We start from the raw sequence: 16997 nt of genomic DNA on the forward strand, positions 1-16997 counted from the left end.
AGTCGACTGACGGAATCAATATGACAGAACTGACACTTAAGCGTTCAGGGATCCGCTGGTTATGGCTGGCGGTTGTGGTTTTCGCGCTTGATATTATCATCAAACTGGTCGTCATGAATCATATGGATTATGGATGGCAACACCGTATTGAGGTGCTGCCGTTTTTTAATCTGTTGTACGTTCATAATTATGGTGCTGCATTCAGTTTTCTGAGTGATCAGACCGGATGGCAGCGTTGGTTATTTACCGGTATTGCATTGCTTGTTGTGCTGTTACTGATGTACTGGATGCGCAAGCAACCAGCCTCAGAACGATGGACAAACAGTGCTTATGCAATGATTATTGGCGGCGCTGTGGGCAACGTCTTTGATCGCATTGTGCATGGATTTGTGGTTGATTACCTCGATTTCTACTGGGCAGGCCACCATTGGCCAGCTTTTAATCTGGCTGACAGTGCGATCTGTATTGGCGCGATTATGCTCATTCTTGATGGTTTCCGTCGTAAAGATGAACCCAAATAGTCTATCCAGATTCATTGAATGAATCACCCGAAGCGCTGTCTGTTGAACCGGATAGCGCTTTTTGCATCAAAGCAGGGGAAAGCAAGTCACATGACAAATACAAACAAAGCTCAATTGATACGGAAAGGGAGTGCTGTCACTTTTCATTTTACAATTAAACTGAAAGATGGCTCGATTGCTGACAGTACGCATCAGATGGGGAAACCCGCGAAATTAGTCATCGGGGATGGCAGCTTAAGCGACAACTTTGAGCAATGTCTGTTCGGTTTGCAAGCGGGTGATCAACGTACGATCGAACTGAACGCAGCCGATGCATTCGGTCTACCAAATCCTGATAATATTCACCATATGGATCGCACGAAGTTTGCTGGGGATGCAGAACTTGACGTTGGTGTCATCATGGGGTTTAGCGGCCCTGATGGCATGGAGATTCCCGGTATTGTGACCGCCATTGAAGGTGAATCCGTCACCGTTGATTTTAATCATCCGTTGGCTGGTCAGGATGTTACTTTTGATGTTGAAATTTTAGCTGTTGAATCGGGTGAATAACGACGGATGTCGTGAGTTGAGTAAAAAACCATGAGCAATGATATGAAAATACTATTAGCAAACCCTCGCGGCTTTTGTGCCGGTGTTGACCGGGCCATCAGTATTGTCGAGCGCGCTTTGGAGATGTATCAGCCACCAATCTACGTCCGTCATGAAGTCGTGCACAACCGGTTTGTTGTTGAAGATTTGAAGCGGCGCGGCGCTATTTTCGTTGAAGAGTTGCATGAAGTTCCTGACAACCAAATTGTGATATTTTCTGCGCATGGTGTCTCTCAAGCGGTCAGAAATGAAGCCAAATCCAGAGCATTGACCGTCTTTGATGCGACTTGTCCGCTCGTGACTAAAGTTCACATGGAAGTCGCCAGAGCCAGTAGAAAGCATCTGGAAGTCATTTTAATTGGCCATGCCGGACACCCTGAAGTTGAAGGTACAATGGGGCAGTATGCCAGTCAGACTGGTGGTATGTATTTGGTTGAAAAACCAGCAGATGTTGTCGGGCTGAAAGAGAGAGTCAAACATCCGGATAATCTTCACTATGTTAGTCAGACTACGCTTTCAGTTGATGAAACTGCGGATGTGATTGATGAATTGCGGCGTATTTTTCCTGACATTCAGGGCCCGCGTAAAGATGATATTTGCTATGCCACACAGAATCGTCAGGATGCAGTACGGATTCTGGCTCAGCAAGTGGATGTGATGATCGTGGTTGGCTCTAAGAATTCGTCGAATTCGACGCGTTTGAAAGAGTTATCTGAAAAACTGGGGACCGCTGCATTTCTCACGGACCGACCGGAAGATATTCAACCGGAGTGGTTATCCGATGTCCAGCTTGTCGGCGTGACAGCAGGTGCTTCAGCACCGGAAGCGCTGGTCAATCAGATTCTTGATCGCATCAAAGAATTGGGCGCAGTTTCCGTTGAAGAAGTGTTGGGACGAGAAGAAAACATGTTTTTTGAAGTTCCGAAAGAGTTGCAAATGAAGATGGTTGACTGACCAGCATTTTTTTAGCGATGATCGAATCAGGGCTCCCTCAGGGAGCCCTTCTTATATGAAGTATTGCCAGAGAACAGCGTTAAGTTACGCGGTTTTCGTCTGCTTATCTGATGTGTTTTTCGGGTTTGAAACGGTCGTATTATCATGGCCTTTTGCCACTTTGAGTACGTAGGCGAGCATCGCAATAGAAGCAAGGAAGCCAAGGATTGTCGAAATCTGCATAGGCAAACCTAATCCCAGCGTACTACTGTTGAGAATAAAGCTGACACAGACTGTCGTCATGAACAGTGCCGGTACGGTTGTAATCCAATGGAATTTCTGGTGGCGTAAGAGGTAAGCTGAAGCAGTCCACAACATCACGACTGCGGTTGTTTGGTTGGCAAAACCAAAGTAACGCCAGATGATTGCGAAATCGACTTGAGTCAGAATGCCACCAATGACAAAGAGAGGCATTGCCATCAGTAATCGGTTGCGCAGGGTTTTCTGCTCGATATTAAAATACTCTGCTAAGATCAGACGGCTGGAGCGGAAAGCGGTATCACCAGAAGTAATAGGCAGAATGACGACACCAAGGAACGCGAGAATACCACCGAATACGCCCAGTAGGCCGAACGAAGAGCTGTAGACCACATTACCCGGGCCACCTTGACCAATCGCTTCAGAAAGCCCGTCTAGTGAGCCGAAGTAGGACAAAGCAATCGTACACCAGATTAACGCAATCACACCTTCGCCAATCATGGCACCATAGAATACGAAGCGGCCATTTTTTTCATTTTCCATACAGCGTGCCATCAGCGGTGACTGGGTGGCATGAAACCCTGAAATTGCACCACAGGCAATTGTAATGAAGAGAGCCGGCCATAATGGCATGTCACGCGGATTTAGGTTGCTAAACAGATCACTGATGGTGAAACCACCCATGATAGTGTGTTTGTCAGAGACCATGATTGCAGTGATTAATCCAACAGACATGAAGATGAGCAGGGCACCGAATAATGGATATAAACGTCCGATGATTTTATCGACTGGAACGATCGTTGCCAAAATGTAGTAAGCAAAAATGATGATGACCATCAGACCAGTGCCGATATTGAGTGATAATTGCTCATTGACTAGGTTGGTAATCATACCAGCAGGCGCAGAAACAAACACAACCCCAACAAGCAGTAAGAGAATAATCGCAAAGGCATTCATGAAATGTTTTGCGCCATTGCCAAGATATTTACCGCTGATGTTCGGGACTGAGGCGCCGCCGTTTCTGACTGAGAGCATCCCCGAGAAATAATCATGGACTGCGCCGGCAAAAATACAGCCAATGACAATCCACAATAATGCCGCCGGGCCATATAGCGCCCCCATTATCGGGCCGAATATCGGACCAACACCGGCAATGTTCAGTAACTGAACAAGGTAGACCTTCGGTGTTGATATCGGGACATAATCAACACCATCCCTCATACTGTAGGCTGGTGTTTGGCGTTGCTCATTAATACCAAATATTTTTTCGACAAGAGTACCGTAAATAAAGTAACCCCCGATTAAAGCGATTAAGGCGACAAAGAACCACAGCATATTATTTTCCTTCTGTTGGTGGACAGAGACGTTCTATCAATAGACTAGTCTGACCAGAAGCGTTATGCATGGGAAAGTCAACTGAGTGGTTCTATGAAGAATTAAGTGGTCTTCTATCCACAGGAAGTGGTTTTTATTTTTATAGTGTATTGATTGAATGGAAGATATTTCTCATATCAATATCAATGCGCTGTATCGGAAACTGGACATCGCTGTTTGGTGTTTTTCGTCGAAAGCGTATATGGTTGAAGAGAGATAAATTTAAAACAAGGTGTTGATGTCGTGATAAATTTTCGTAATTGGCTCAGTGGAATCGTGATTTCTTTGCTGCTGTTAGGATGTTCTGCATCGGAGCAATCACTCGCTACACAAGGAGACTGGTATCAAATTGGTTATCGTGATGGGATTGCGGGGCATCAACAGCGATCCTATAGAGTACTTCATCAGTTGGGGGCCGTCCAAATGGCCGATTATGATGAAGGATATGATGACGGTGTTACCCAATATTGTAATCCAGATTTTGCCTATCAAATCGGGTTGTCCGGTCAATTTTATGATGGCGTTTGTGCCGGAACGCCAGCGGGGAATCAGTTCCGTATGGAGTGGCAACGGGGTTGGGAGCAATATACCAATCACTGAGCGATGGCCTGTGTATGGCCGTCTCTCAGTGACACGGTATTGAAACGGGCAACAGGCCGTCAATCGGCCTGGTGTCGGGTCTTTAAGCTGGCGGTTGGATTGCTTTGCGTAAGACCCCTTCGGATTGTGAGAGTTTGTCCAGCGCTTCCTGATAACTCATATCGGTCAACTGCATCAGAATTGCGATTTTTGCATTGTTTTGGCTCTGCGTCAGTAACTGCTCCGCTCGTGTTTTCTCACAGTCTGTCGCTTGCATTACGATTCTCACGGCCCTCGCTTTCAGTTTTTTATTGGTTGCCTGTACATCAACCATCAGGTTTTGATAGCTTTTGCCTAAGCGGATCATGCTCGCGGTGGTCAGCATATTCAGGATCAGCTTTTGTGCCGTACCGGACTTCAGTCGCGTAGAACCGGTTAATGCTTCCGGGCCAACCAGCGGTGAGATGGCTATCTGTGCAATAGCCGCAATGCTTGAGTCTGGATTACAAGAGACGGCAACGGTTGTCGCACCTACTTGATTGGCATATTCCAGCCCACCGATCACATAAGGGGTTCGGCCACTGGCGGCAATACCAACGACAACATCGTGCTGACTCAGAGCAATGTTTTGGAGATCATGACTTGCCGCGCTCGGGGAATCCTCACTGCCTTCTTGTGCTTTAAACATGGCTTCTTTCCCCCCGGCGATCAAACCGATCACCATCTGATCGGACACTCCGAAAGTCGGGGGGCATTCTGAGGCATCCAGTACTCCCAGACGGCCACTGGTACCGGCACCGATATAAATCAACCGCCCTTTATTTTTAAATGCCGTGGTAATAGCATCGACGGCTGTGGCGATTTGCGGGATGACTTTCTCTACCGCAAAAGGCACGGTCTTATCCTGTTGATTCAGTCGTTCAAGAATGGCTTCAGTGGATAACAAATCGATATCCATGGTTTCCGGGTTCCGGCCTTCAGAAACCAACTGAGACAATGCGGACAATAAAGCATCATTTGTCATAAGCTTTTACTCTTCTGATTTTATTGGGGTGTGTAGATGACGCCCAGTGATACGGCTTTGATCGCGCCAGTGACTTCAGGCACGTTACTCGGAAGTGCATGAATGCGTTGATGTGCCAGCCAGGCAAAAGCCATGGCTTCCATATAATCGTTATCAACACCTTGTGCCGATGTATTACAGACCTGCCAGTCTTGCAACAGAGCTTGTAACTCCTGCATCAATAATGGATTGTTGGCACCACCGCCACAGACAAATAGTCGGGGCTGAAGACCGCTGGCATATAAACAGCTTTGATCGGCGATGGTCTCAGCCGTCAACCGGCACAGTGTTCTTTGCACATTTTCGGGAGGGATGGGATGGTTCAATAATCTGATTTTCGACTGAACCCAATCCAGATTGAAGTATTCTCTGCCGGTACTTTTTGGGGCATGTGCCGAGAAATAGCTATCCCGCTTCATCTGTTCCAGCAGCGGTCCATCGATTTCTCCGCTGCGGGCCATCTGTGCATCTTGATCGAATTTTTCCCGTGTGTGGTATTGGCACCAAGCATCCATCAGGATATTACCGGGACCTGTATCATAGCCTAATAGCGGCTGATTCGGTCTGAGCACTGAAATGTTGGCAATGCCACCAATGTTAAGCACGACCAAGGTTGCGTCATCCTGCGGAAACACTTCCCGATGAAACGCCGGAACGAGCGGGGCGCCCTGACCGCCCAGCGCCATGTCTTTACGGCGAAAGTCTGCAACGGTATCAATGCCTGTTTTTGTGGCGACAATATGGGCATCACCAAGCTGCATTGTGAACGGTGTATCCCCTGTCGGGTGATGGTAGACCGTCTGTCCATGACATCCAATGGCTCGGATATCCTTAGCCTGGTATCCGCTTTGTGCCAATAGTGCATTGACTGCATCGGCAAACAAATGACCAAGACGATGATCGAGTCTGCCAATTGCAGGGAGATGGGTCGGCTGACCAGTACAAATATCCAGAATATTCTGTTTGATTGCTTCCGGTATAGGATACATCGCGGATGAAAGTAGCCGAATGTCACGACCGTCGATTTCAATCAGAGCAACATCAACCCCGTCGAGGCTCGTGCCGGACATCACGCCAATAAACAATTCTTTCTGGGCCATGATTACTTCCCACTGGTGGAACATCATTGCATTGTAATTGATTTTTGTCGCAGCACCACTGTGCATGCAAATCTTTGCGGATGGCTCTTTTTTATTGACTGCTCAGAGCGTTAATCATCCGGCGGAAAGGCGGTGTTGGTATTGCGAATAGAACTGCATCCGAGTGTGGTTGTGTATATAATCGGCTCAAATCAATCATTCGGATTCGGGAGATAGGTATGGGGCCGCTGTGGCTAGATATGGAAGGATGTGAGTTGAGTGCCGAAGAGAAAGAAATGTTGGCACATCCGACTGTTGGTGGCGTGATTTTGTTCGCCAGAAACTATTTTGATTCAAGACAACTACAGGCTTTGACTCAGTCAATTCGTCAGTATGCAAAAAAGCCAATCCTGATTGGTGTCGATCAAGAAGGTGGTCGTGTTCAACGTTTTCAGGATGGATTCACTCGGCTACCGGCTGCCGCAAACTATGCGCGTTGTGCAGAGAGTGAACAGCTCGCGCAACTTGGCGGGTGGTTGATGGCCAGTGAACTGATTGCGCATGATATTGATTTAAGTTTTGCCCCGGTTCTTGATACGGGATTCTCCTGTCGGGCGATAGGGAATCGTGCTTTTGGTGAAGATCGTGAGACGGTCATATCGATGAGTCAGGCATATATGCAAGGAATGAAGTCTGCGGGCATGGCGACAACGGGGAAACACTTTCCGGGACATGGTGGTGTAGTGGAAGATTCACACAAAGAAACCCCGTATGATCATCGTGAGGATATTTTTGAGACCGATATGCAGGTGTTTCAGCAGCATATTCAGGCGAATTTATTAGATGCGATGATGCCAGCACATGTGATTTATTCTCATTACGATCAACAACCTGCAAGTGGTTCAACATTCTGGCTGAAGCAGATACTGCGTCACAAACTTGGCTTTCATGGCATCATTTTTTCTGATGACTTGGCGATGGAAGGTGCCTCTGTTATGGGAGATGCGGTTGCTCGTTCCCAGCAAGCTTTGGCCGCCGGGTGCGATATGTTACTGCTGTGTAATGATCGTGCGGCGTCTGTCCGGGTTTTGGATCATCTGCCGATGATGGCGGTGTCTGGTGCTGAATGCCTGCAAAAGCAGCGCGCATTTAGTCCGGCTGAACTGAAAGCAACGCCGCAATGGAAACACGCAGTGGCAGCACTTGAACCACTGACGGAGCGGTAAATGCGTGTTGCGTTTAACTGATGCCGAGCGTTTCTTTTAAATTTTTCAGGTAGTGCCGACTGACAGGGACGGTATATCCCGAAACGGTCAGCACTTCTGCCAGACCATGCTCGAGGAGTTTGATCTCCTGAATATTTTTCGGATGAATCAAATATTGACGATGACAGCGAAGCAGCGGGGTCTTTTCTTCCAGATGTTTCAGCGTGAGCTGGCTGGTGGCTTTTTTATCGCTGGTCTGGACATGCACCCCTGCCAGATCACTACTGACAAACTCGACCGCCTGTATTGGGATAATCACAATCCGGTTGAGTCCGGTGCAGGGGATCTGTTCCAGTGATTTAGGAATAATGGGAGAAAAATCCTGTCGTTGCATGTCTCGCTTGAGCCGTTGCAGGGTTTTGTGCAGACGTTGTTCATCAATGGGTTTGAGCAGATAATCAAATGCGTTGTCTTCAAAGGCTTGAATCGCGTATTGATCATAGGCGGTGACAAACACCACTCTCGGCATCGTTTCTTGATCGAGCATTGCTAATAGCTCGATACCAGAGAGTTGAGGCATTTGGATATCAAGAAAAACGACATCCGGTTTGAGCTGATTAATCTGTTTCAAGCCGTCAATCGCATTCGCAGCCTGACCGACAATTGTCAATGTCTCATCTTCTTCAAGCAGTTGGATTAGTGCTTCTCTGGCATGTATTTCGTCATCAATAATCAGTACTTGCATTCAGATATTCTCTCAAAGGCATTTCAGGTTAGGTTTGGGAGTAAAAATTGCATTTTGGTCGAGACATCCGGTTGGACGTCGGTTTGCAATTGCGATGAATGACCAAAGTAATTGATCAGCCGTTTTTCAACGATTTGCATTCCCAGCCCATGTGTTTGATTCGGTGAAGTACGGAACAGACCCGCATTATCTTCAACGACGATAAGGTGTCCATGTGCTGTTGGCTGGTTATAAATACGAATTTTACCCTGTCCAAGTAAATTGGAGGTGCCGTGTTTGATAGCATTTTCGACTAAAGGCTGGAGGGTAAATGTAGGCAACTGTCGTTCCATCAGGGCGGGATCGATCTGAATCTCAATATCAAGGCGATCACAAAAGCGAGCTTGCTCAATCATCAAGTAAGCATTCACATGGGCCAGCTCTTCTGCAAGGGTTATCGTTTCTATATTCTGCTTTAAGTTGCTGCGAAAAAAATGGGCCAGATGTTGAATCAGTTCGCGAGCTTGACCGGGATCGGTGCGAACGATCGCACTGATCGTATTCAACGCATTAAAGAGAAAATGAGGGTTCACTTGCGCGTGAAGGAGTTTGATCTCTGACTGAGCCAATAATGTTTTCTTCTGTTGATATTCACCATGAAGGATTTGGCTCGACAATAGCTGTGCGATACCGCCAGCCATTGACATATTAATGGATGAAAATAGTTTGCGCTTCTGTTCATAAAGTTTGATGGTCCCGATGACACGATCATCGACGCGGAGCGGAATGATTAGTGCAGAGCCTAATTTACAGTCTGGTGACAGAGAGCATTGATAGGGGCGCTCGTATCCGTCGAGATAGATTATTTCATTTTGTTCAATCGACTCCAGTGTTTTGGGCGATGAGATAGGAGTATTAGGATGATGGTGATCATCTCCGATACCAATGAAGGCGAGGATTTTTTCTCGATCTGTAATTGATACAGCGCCGACATTGGTTTCCTCATAGACGATACGGGCAACTGGCCCTGCTGTCTTGGCGGTAAACTCCTCGGATAGTAGCCCGACGGAACGTTCAGCGATGCGTAATGCTTTGCGGGAAAAAGTTGCAGAATATTCTTCATAAATCGATTTTTTATCTTTGAGAATACTCATAAACAGTGCCGCTCCGACTGAGTTGGCAATAATCATCGGGGCAGCAATGGTACTAACCAGTGAAAATGCTTGGTTATATGGTTTGGCAACCGATAAAATAATCAACATCTGAATCACTTCTGCGAACAGAGTAACCCCGAAGACCACGCCCGGATGAAACAAACGTTCCCGTTGGCATCTTCTCATTAGATAAGTATGCAGTAATCCACCGATGAGGCCTTCGGTTGTGGTTGAAATCGCACAGGCTAAGTCGGTAAACCCACCGAGTGCGTAGCGATGAAGCCCTCCGGTCAGACCAACGGCAAAACCGACAACCGGCCCGCCGAACAATCCACCCATGACGGCACCAATCGCCCGGGTATTTGCGATAGCATCATCGATCTGTAGGCCAAAGTAGGTTCCCAAAATGCAAAACAGCGAGAAAAGCACATAAATTGACAGTCTGTGCTCTAAACGAGAAGAAATGTTCAGGATTGGCAGGAATAGCGGCGTTTTACTGAGCATATAAGCAAGAACAAGGTAAACGCACATTTGTTGCAGCAGGGAAATAATCACATCCATTGGTCATACAGAACATCTTATAAACTGTTTGCTTATTCTAGGGGAAGGTACAGCAATAAAATACTCACCAATCAGTGAATTGTGATGGAATGAGGTTGATAGAGTTGTGTGAACTATATTTTACATTTAATGTTATTATTATTTTACATTCACAAAGGCTGTTTTTACTGGTAATTTAAGCCGCATATGTGATTTAATTCTCGTTAATAGAGAATGGTGTGTAAATTTTTTTGTACAGGTGGCAACGATGAATGAACTCAATGATATTAATATAACTGACCAACAGGTTTTGATTACACCAGAAGCACTGAAAGCGAAGCTGCCTCTGAGTGAGAAGGCACAGCAATTCATTCATCAGTCTCGTCAGACAATTGCTGACATTATTCATAAACGGGATCACCGTTTACTGGTTGTATGTGGCCCTTGTTCGATTCACGATCTGGACGCGGCCAAAGAGTATGCCAAACGCTTTAAAGCATTATCTGAAGCTGTCAGTGATCAGCTGTATTTAGTCATGCGGGTTTATTTTGAAAAGCCACGGACAACCGTGGGTTGGAAAGGGTTGATCAATGACCCGCATATGGACGGTACCTTTGATATTGAACACGGGTTACATGTTGGTCGACAATTACTCGTCGAACTGGCCGAAATGGACATTCCGCTTGCGACGGAAGCGCTTGATCCGATCAGCCCTCAATATCTCTCTGACACATTTAGCTGGGCTGCTATCGGGGCAAGAACCACGGAGTCTCAGACTCACCGGGAAATGGCCAGCGGTCTTTCAATGCCTATCGGGTTCAAAAATGGTACAGATGGCAGTTTATCGACAGCAATCAATGCTATGCAGGCGGCTTCATCGAGTCACCGTTTCATGGGAATTAACGCTGAAGGTCAGGTTGCGTTGCTCACGACCCAAGGGAACTCAAACGGGCATGTGATTCTGCGTGGCGGTAAGCAAACCAATTATGATTCAGTTTCTGTTGCCGAGTGTGAAGCAGAAATGCACAATGCAAAACTTGACCCGGCATTGATGGTAGACTGTAGCCATGCGAACTCTCGTAAAGACTTCAGACGTCAACCATTGGTTGCTGAAGATGTGATCCATCAGATCCGTGAGGGAAATCGCTCGATTATCGGGTTGATGATCGAAAGTCATATTCATGAGGGGAACCAATCCTCTGATTTGCCTCGTGAGGAAATGCAGTACGGTGTCTCCATCACGGATGCATGTATCAGTTGGGAAGTGACAGATTCTTTGCTGCGTCGTGCGCATCAGGATCTGGTTCCATTCTTAGAGAAACGTTTGCAAGATTAAAGAGGTTGTTCATGTCAGTTGAGCTCAACGCGTTACGAGATCAGATAGATGAAGTCGATCAGCAGATGATCAAACTGCTTGCCCGTCGTCTGGCGTTGGTTGAAAAAGTCGGTGAAGTGAAAAGTCAGCACGGTTTACCGATTTATGCCCCGGAACGTGAAGCTGCGATGCTGGCGGCACGTCGTGAAGAAGCTGAGAAACAGGGGGTTCCTGCTCAACTGATTGAAGATATTCTGCGCCGGACGATGCGTGAGTCTTATGCGAGTGAGAAAGATGCGGGTTTTAAGTGTTTGAATCCCGAGTTGCGTCCGATTGTGATTGTCGGTGGGAATGGACAATTAGGGGGATTATTCGCACGGATGTTCCGTTTGTCCGGTTATACGGTAAAAATCCTCGGCAGTCAGGACTGGGATCGTGCCGACGATCTCCTGCATGATGCGGGAATGGTGGTTGTGACAGTGCCGATTCATCTGACACTGGACGTTATATCAAAGCTTAAACACCTGCCTGAAGATTGTATTTTGTGCGATCTGACTTCGATCAAATCGAAGCCATTACAAGCGATGTTGGATGTGCATGCCGGACCGGTTGTCGGATTACACCCGATGTTTGGTCCTGATGTACCAAGCCTTGCGAAGCAGGTTGTAGTTTATTGTGATGGCCGTGGTGCAGAGTGTTATCAGTGGCTGATTCAGCAGATCTCGATTTGGGGAGCCAGCTTATGTCAGATTCGGGCTGAAGATCATGATCATGGGATGACATTGATTCAGGCGCTGAGACACTTTACATCTTATGTCTATGGCTTGCATCTATCGAAAGAAAGCCCAGATTTAGAAAAACTCCTTCAGCTCAGTTCTCCGATTTACCGGCTGGAATTAGTGATGGTTGGACGTCTATTTGGTCAGGACCCGAACCTTTATGGTGACATCATCTTCTCTTCAGAAGAAAACATCGCCATGATTCGTCGTTTTTATCAGTGCTTTACGGAAGCAATGACTATTATTGATGAAAAAGACAAAGGGCGATTTATTGAGAGCTTTTCTAAAACCAGTCAGTGGTTTGGTGATTACTCGCAGAAGTTTATGTCAGAGAGTCAGAGTTTGCTCAAGCATGCCAATGATACGATTCATCGTGGGTAAATTTTCAGTCGTAGTCTTCACGGAAAGCACTGAAAAAAGAGCGGTTCACCCGCTCTTTTTACATTGTTCACGATATTCCCCTCGATTGAGTCTGCACCAGACGTATCATCAATCCTCGTCATCACCTAAATCAGTCAGGTGTTCGAGTTCTCGATGTAAGAGGGCGTCATTCCCCACATTCAGCTCAATCAGTCTTTTCAGGTGAGAAATACTTTCAACATCGATATAAGCAATACTCGCGTGCAATGTATTGTTTTCCAAATTGACGATATTTGCCGTCATTTGAATCGAGATGTCACTTTCGGGGAGTGGAAATTCAATATAAACAGGTTGTTGTGGATCGAGTCTCGATTCACCAAGGATAGATAGCAGAATCCCGTGTAGTGAGAGATCCTGAACTGTTGTTGAAATGTGGACTGACCCTTGGGTCAGTAAAGCCGGAGCTCGGTAGATAATCCGTGAAAATCGACGTTTTTCTGCCATATCTCTGCCTCTGTATGTGGGGGGAAGGGAACCCAGTTACGGAAAATGCACCGTCATTTTGTCTTTTCCTAATAAAAAAGGCCGCAACTGCGGCCTCTTACATCAACAGAAAACACTATTTCGCAATACGCTTGTATTTAATGCGATGCGGTTCTGCCGCCTGAGCACCCAGAGTCTGTTTTAGCCATTCCGAGTATTCAGTATAGTTACCTTCATAGAAGTTGACTTGCCCTTCATCACGGTAATCAAGAATATGTGTCGCAATTCTGTCAAGGAACCAACGGTCATGCGAAATCACCATGGCGCATCCCGGAAACTCTAACAACGCTTCTTCCAGTGCCCGGAGTGTTTCTACATCGAGATCGTTGGTTGGTTCATCAAGCAGTAAGACGTTACCGCCAGCTTTGAGTAGTTTTGCCAGATGGACGCGGTTCCGCTCTCCTCCAGAGAGCTCCCCGATGACTTTCTGCTGATCCACACCTTTAAAATTAAAGCGAGAGCAGTAAGCCCGCGCCGGCACTTCAAAGTTATTGATCCGAATGATATCGGCACCTTCAGAAATCTCCTGAAAGACCGTATTCTTATCATTCATACTGTCACGGAACTGATCAACCGAAGCAAGCTTCACGGTATCACCGATGTCGATGGTTCCGGAGTCAGGTTGTTCGGTGCCACTGAGCATCTTGAACAGTGTTGATTTTCCTGCACCATTGGGACCAATGATACCGACAATCGCCCCTTTCGGCATAGAGAATGACAGATCATCAATTAACACTCTGCCATCGAATGACTTGGTGAGGTTTGCCACTTCAATGACTTTTTCACCTAAACGTTCACCCGGCGGGATAAATAGTTCATTGGTTTCATTACGTTTTTGATGATCACCGCTTTGCAACTCTTCAAAACGAGCCATCCGGGCTTTGGATTTGGCCTGACGACCTTTCGGATTCTGACGAACCCATTCAAGCTCTTTCTCGATGGTTTTCTGGCGAGCTTTTTCCTGAGATGCTTCTTGCTTCAGACGCGCATCTTTCTGTTCCAGCCAAGAGGTATAATTCCCTTGCCATGGAATCCCTTCACCACGGTCAAGCTCCAGAATCCAGCCCGCAGCATTATCCAAGAAGTAACGGTCGTGGGTAATGGCGACCACGGTACCGCTGTAATCGACCAGAAAATGTTCCAGCCAAGCAACGGATTCTGCATCCAAGTGGTTGGTTGGTTCGTCTAATAGCAGCATGTCTGGTTTTTCCAGTAGCAGACGGCAAATTGCCACTCGGCGTCGCTCACCACCAGAAAGGTTACTGATTTTTGCATCCCATTCAGGCAGACGCAGTGCATCTGCGGCACGTTCCAGTATATTATCCAGATTATGGCCGTCTTTTGCCTGAATTAAGGCTTCCAGATCCCCTTGCTCTTTGGCTAGCGCATCAAAATCTGCATCTGGTTCTGCATAAGCTGCGTAAACCGCATCGAGGCGCTCAAGAGCATTTTTGACATCAGAAACGGCTTCTTCAACAATTTCACGGACCGTTTTACTTTCGTCCAGTACGGGTTCTTGTGGCAGATAGCCGACATTCAATCCGGGTTGTGGACGTGCTTCGCCATCAATGTCTGTATCAATGCCAGCCATGATGCGCAGTAGCGTTGATTTCCCTGCACCATTGAGGCCCAGAACACCAATCTTGGCACCAGGGAAAAAGCTTAGAGAGATATCTTTCAGGATTTGTCTTTTCGGCGGCACGATTTTGCTCACCCGAGACATTGTATACACGTATTCAGCCATTACTGATCGTTCCTAACTGTTACTCGTAGACCAAAACGGCCATTTTATACTAATCAGATGACATTTGTTACTGACAGACATTTTTTTCATACAGACTTTGGGCGGATCAGATGATTTGTGAAAAAATATGCAAATTAATGTTGTTTGAGATTTTTTGTTAATTTAGCCTCTCTCATGTAATAAATGAGGAAATTATGGCTAAAATGTTAAAAAGTCGTTTTAGAGGAGTCAGGTCAATTATATCGTTTATGAACGAGTCTTGGCGTCGCGCCATATTGCCGATTGTCATGGGTATTTTTATCGGTAGTTGCTTTGCTCCACGTAGTTTTGCTCAAAGTGATTTGACACTGGCACAACAGCGCCAATTGTACGAGCGTGCTCAACTCTGGCTGGATCAACAAGAAGTCAAAAAATACCATCGTATCCGTGACCAACTGCTGGATTATCCTTTAACACCTTATCTCGATTATCGCTCTATTTTGGTCAACATCGGTGATAAGCCGCCTCTGGTGATTAAAAATTTTATTGATAGTCATCGTAACTTCCCATTTGCCGGACGAATTAGTGCGCCTTACTTGGATGCGTTGGCTCAGCAAAAGAAGTGGTCGGTATTACTGACCTATCAAAAATCGACGCCCAAACAAGAAAAATATCGTTGCTATTACTATACCGCGATGTGGCATACAGGCAGAAAAAATCAAGCATATCAGGGGGCTGAGTCACTGTGGTTGAGTGGTGACAGCGTTGATGATGCGTGTGACTTTCTGTTTTCTCAGTGGCAGAAAACTCGTTTTTTTACTGACCGACAAGTGATTGACCGAATGTTTCTCGCTTTTGAACAGCGAAATTTTTCTCTGATGAAATATTTGAATCGACAGTTGAAAACAGATCAAGCGCATGTTCAAGCGCAGCGATTACTTGATGTCTATCGTCATCCGAAGCGGGTTCTGGCACTCATGAGCGAGAGTACATTGAGTGCTGATGATTCTAAAACTGTCTTGCTTGGGTTGAAAAAATGGGCCACAGCGAAGCCTATTGCGGTGTACTCACTGATCGCACAGCATCACCTGACGTTGCTGACTCCCGAACAACAGAATGATCTTGCGCTTTATATCGCCAAGCAATTGCTGGATGAAGAATCTACATCAGGCATGACCAAATGGCGGGATCAAGTGATAGCAGAAAGTGGTGATATTCAGTTAATTGAGCAGCGTATTCGTCAGGAAATCAGGCAGGGCGACTGGCATCATATTCATCGTTGGATCGGCTATTTGCCTGAATTGCTGCAACAGTTGCCCAGATGGCAATTCTGGCTTGGTCGCAGTGAGATCGAATTGGGCAATGAAGCTGAAGGGATCAATCAGTTAGCTGCGCTTACCGAATTGCGGAATTTCTATGGGGTCGCAGCGTCTGAAATCCTGCAACAGCCATTTGTCTATCGAACCAGTACACTGAACTACAACCCTGATTTGATTGAACCCTATCAAAAGGCGCTGATTCGGATTGAGGAATTGATTGAGCGGGAAAAGATAGCAGCATCTAAAAGTGAATGGCGTTGGCTACTTCGGCGAGTTTCAGTGGAAGAACGTGCAATGTTGGCACGTTATGCTGCCACAGCCCATTGGTATCATTTGGCCGTGGTGGCTTCGATTCAGGCCAAATTGTGGGAAAACTTGGATCTGCGTTTTCCCAGAGCGTATCTCAAATGGTTTGAGTTTTTTGGTAATAAAAACAACGTTGACCCGATCTCACTGATGTCTTTGGCAAGGCAGGAAAGTGCAATGGATATTGAAGCGCATTCTCCGGTGGGAGCGAAGGGGCTGATGCAAATCATGCCATCTACGGCCCGACATGTGGCCAAAAAGTATCGATTGCAATATCACAGTGCCAGTGATCTGTTTAATGTGGAAAAAAACATTGAGCTGGGTAGCCAGTACCTTCATGAATTGCTGACGCGATATGATGGCAATCGGGTCTTGGCCTTTGCTGCATACAATGCCGGGCCATACCGGGTTGATCAATGGCTGAAAGAATCGGGTGGTGAGTTGGATGTATATCGCTTCATCGAATCGATCCCTTTCTACGAGACTCGGGGATATGTGCAAAATGTCCTGATGTTCGAAAACTATTACCGCTATTTGATGGGAGTGAAAGGCGATTTTTTACAGCATATGGAAGTGGAGACAAAATATTGATTCCATTGGGCGATAAAACTACTACAATGGATGAAGTGTATCA

The 16997-nt window shown here is 46.4% G+C and carries 15 protein-coding genes; 8 read left to right on the plus strand and 7 right to left on the minus strand.

What is annotated here, in order from left to right; all coding sequences use genetic code 11:
• Nucleotides 1–20: 20 nt before the first annotated feature.
• The 3 genes from lspA (at nt 21) to ispH (ending at nt 2063) form a co-directional block, all read left to right on the plus strand.
• Nucleotides 21–521 carry a signal peptidase II gene (gene lspA, locus BSQ33_RS12115; protein WP_088134172.1) on the plus strand — a complete coding sequence of 167 codons (501 nt, stop codon included), beginning with the start codon at nt 21–23 and terminating at the stop codon, nt 519–521.
• 90 nt (nt 522–611) lie between these two features.
• Nucleotides 612–1070, plus strand: a complete 459-nt coding sequence (gene fkpB, locus BSQ33_RS12120) for an FKBP-type peptidyl-prolyl cis-trans isomerase (protein ID WP_088134585.1) — start codon at nt 612–614, stop codon at nt 1068–1070.
• Nucleotides 1071–1100: 30 nt separating this feature from the next.
• Nucleotides 1101–2063, plus strand: a complete 963-nt coding sequence (gene ispH, locus BSQ33_RS12125; protein ID WP_039837488.1) for a 4-hydroxy-3-methylbut-2-enyl diphosphate reductase — start codon at nt 1101–1103, stop codon at nt 2061–2063.
• Nucleotides 2064–2147: 84 nt separating this feature from the next.
• Here ispH and BSQ33_RS12130 read toward each other — a convergent pair whose 3' ends face one another.
• Nucleotides 2148–3635, minus strand: a complete 1488-nt coding sequence (locus BSQ33_RS12130; RefSeq protein WP_088134173.1) for a carbon starvation protein A — start codon at nt 3633–3635, stop codon at nt 2148–2150.
• 282 nt (nt 3636–3917) lie between these two features.
• Here BSQ33_RS12130 and BSQ33_RS12135 point away from each other — a divergent pair, with 282 nt between their 5' ends.
• The gene (locus tag BSQ33_RS12135; RefSeq protein ID WP_021020681.1) at nt 3918–4274 is read left to right on the plus strand and encodes a DUF2799 domain-containing protein; all 357 of its coding nucleotides are present in this window, start codon (nt 3918–3920) and stop codon (nt 4272–4274) included.
• Nucleotides 4275–4356: 82 nt separating this feature from the next.
• Here the strand turns inward: BSQ33_RS12135 and murQ are convergent, their stop codons facing one another.
• On the minus strand, nt 4357–5277 hold the full coding sequence (gene murQ / locus BSQ33_RS12140) for an N-acetylmuramic acid 6-phosphate etherase (RefSeq protein ID WP_021020680.1): 921 nt from the start codon (nt 5275–5277) through the stop codon (nt 4357–4359).
• Between the two features lie 20 nt (nt 5278–5297).
• Nucleotides 5298–6416, minus strand: a complete 1119-nt coding sequence (locus BSQ33_RS12145; RefSeq protein WP_027694246.1) for an anhydro-N-acetylmuramic acid kinase — start codon at nt 6414–6416, stop codon at nt 5298–5300.
• Between the two features lie 218 nt (nt 6417–6634).
• Here BSQ33_RS12145 and nagZ point away from each other — a divergent pair, with 218 nt between their 5' ends.
• Nucleotides 6635–7621, plus strand: a complete 987-nt coding sequence (gene nagZ, locus BSQ33_RS12150) for a beta-N-acetylhexosaminidase (protein ID WP_088134174.1) — start codon at nt 6635–6637, stop codon at nt 7619–7621.
• Between the two features lie 13 nt (nt 7622–7634).
• Here the strand turns inward: nagZ and btsR are convergent, their stop codons facing one another.
• Together btsR and BSQ33_RS12160 are read right to left on the minus strand one after the other, a co-directional pair.
• Nucleotides 7635–8345 (minus strand): two-component system response regulator BtsR, encoded by a 711-nt coding sequence (btsR, locus tag BSQ33_RS12155; protein ID WP_021020677.1) that lies wholly within the window; start codon nt 8343–8345, stop codon nt 7635–7637.
• 23 nt (nt 8346–8368) lie between these two features.
• Nucleotides 8369–10039 (minus strand): sensor histidine kinase, encoded by a 1671-nt coding sequence (locus BSQ33_RS12160; RefSeq protein WP_021020676.1) that lies wholly within the window; start codon nt 10037–10039, stop codon nt 8369–8371.
• Between the two features lie 247 nt (nt 10040–10286).
• Here BSQ33_RS12160 and BSQ33_RS12165 point away from each other — a divergent pair, with 247 nt between their 5' ends.
• Together BSQ33_RS12165 and tyrA are read left to right on the plus strand one after the other, a co-directional pair.
• The gene (locus BSQ33_RS12165; protein ID WP_021020675.1) at nt 10287–11354 is read left to right on the plus strand and encodes a 3-deoxy-7-phosphoheptulonate synthase; all 1068 of its coding nucleotides are present in this window, start codon (nt 10287–10289) and stop codon (nt 11352–11354) included.
• 11 nt (nt 11355–11365) lie between these two features.
• The gene (gene tyrA, locus BSQ33_RS12170) at nt 11366–12493 is read left to right on the plus strand and encodes a bifunctional chorismate mutase/prephenate dehydrogenase (protein WP_088134175.1); all 1128 of its coding nucleotides are present in this window, start codon (nt 11366–11368) and stop codon (nt 12491–12493) included.
• 108 nt (nt 12494–12601) lie between these two features.
• On the opposite strand, the gene BSQ33_RS12175 is transcribed toward tyrA, so the two are convergent.
• A complete protein-coding gene (locus tag BSQ33_RS12175) occupies nt 12602–12976 on the minus strand; it encodes a PilZ domain-containing protein (protein WP_021020673.1) in 375 nt (124 codons plus the stop codon).
• 115 nt (nt 12977–13091) lie between these two features.
• Nucleotides 13092–14759 carry an energy-dependent translational throttle protein EttA gene (gene ettA, locus BSQ33_RS12180; RefSeq protein WP_021020672.1) on the minus strand — a complete coding sequence of 556 codons (1668 nt, stop codon included), beginning with the start codon at nt 14757–14759 and terminating at the stop codon, nt 13092–13094.
• A gap of 248 nt (nt 14760–15007) precedes the next feature.
• Between ettA and BSQ33_RS12185 the strand changes: the two genes are divergently transcribed.
• Nucleotides 15008–16954 (plus strand): transglycosylase SLT domain-containing protein, encoded by a 1947-nt coding sequence (locus tag BSQ33_RS12185; RefSeq protein WP_088134176.1) that lies wholly within the window; start codon nt 15008–15010, stop codon nt 16952–16954.
• Nucleotides 16955–16997: the final 43 nt, after the last annotated feature.

The organism is Vibrio gazogenes, assembly GCF_002196515.1.
Taxonomy (GTDB): domain Bacteria; phylum Pseudomonadota; class Gammaproteobacteria; order Enterobacterales; family Vibrionaceae; genus Vibrio; species Vibrio gazogenes_A.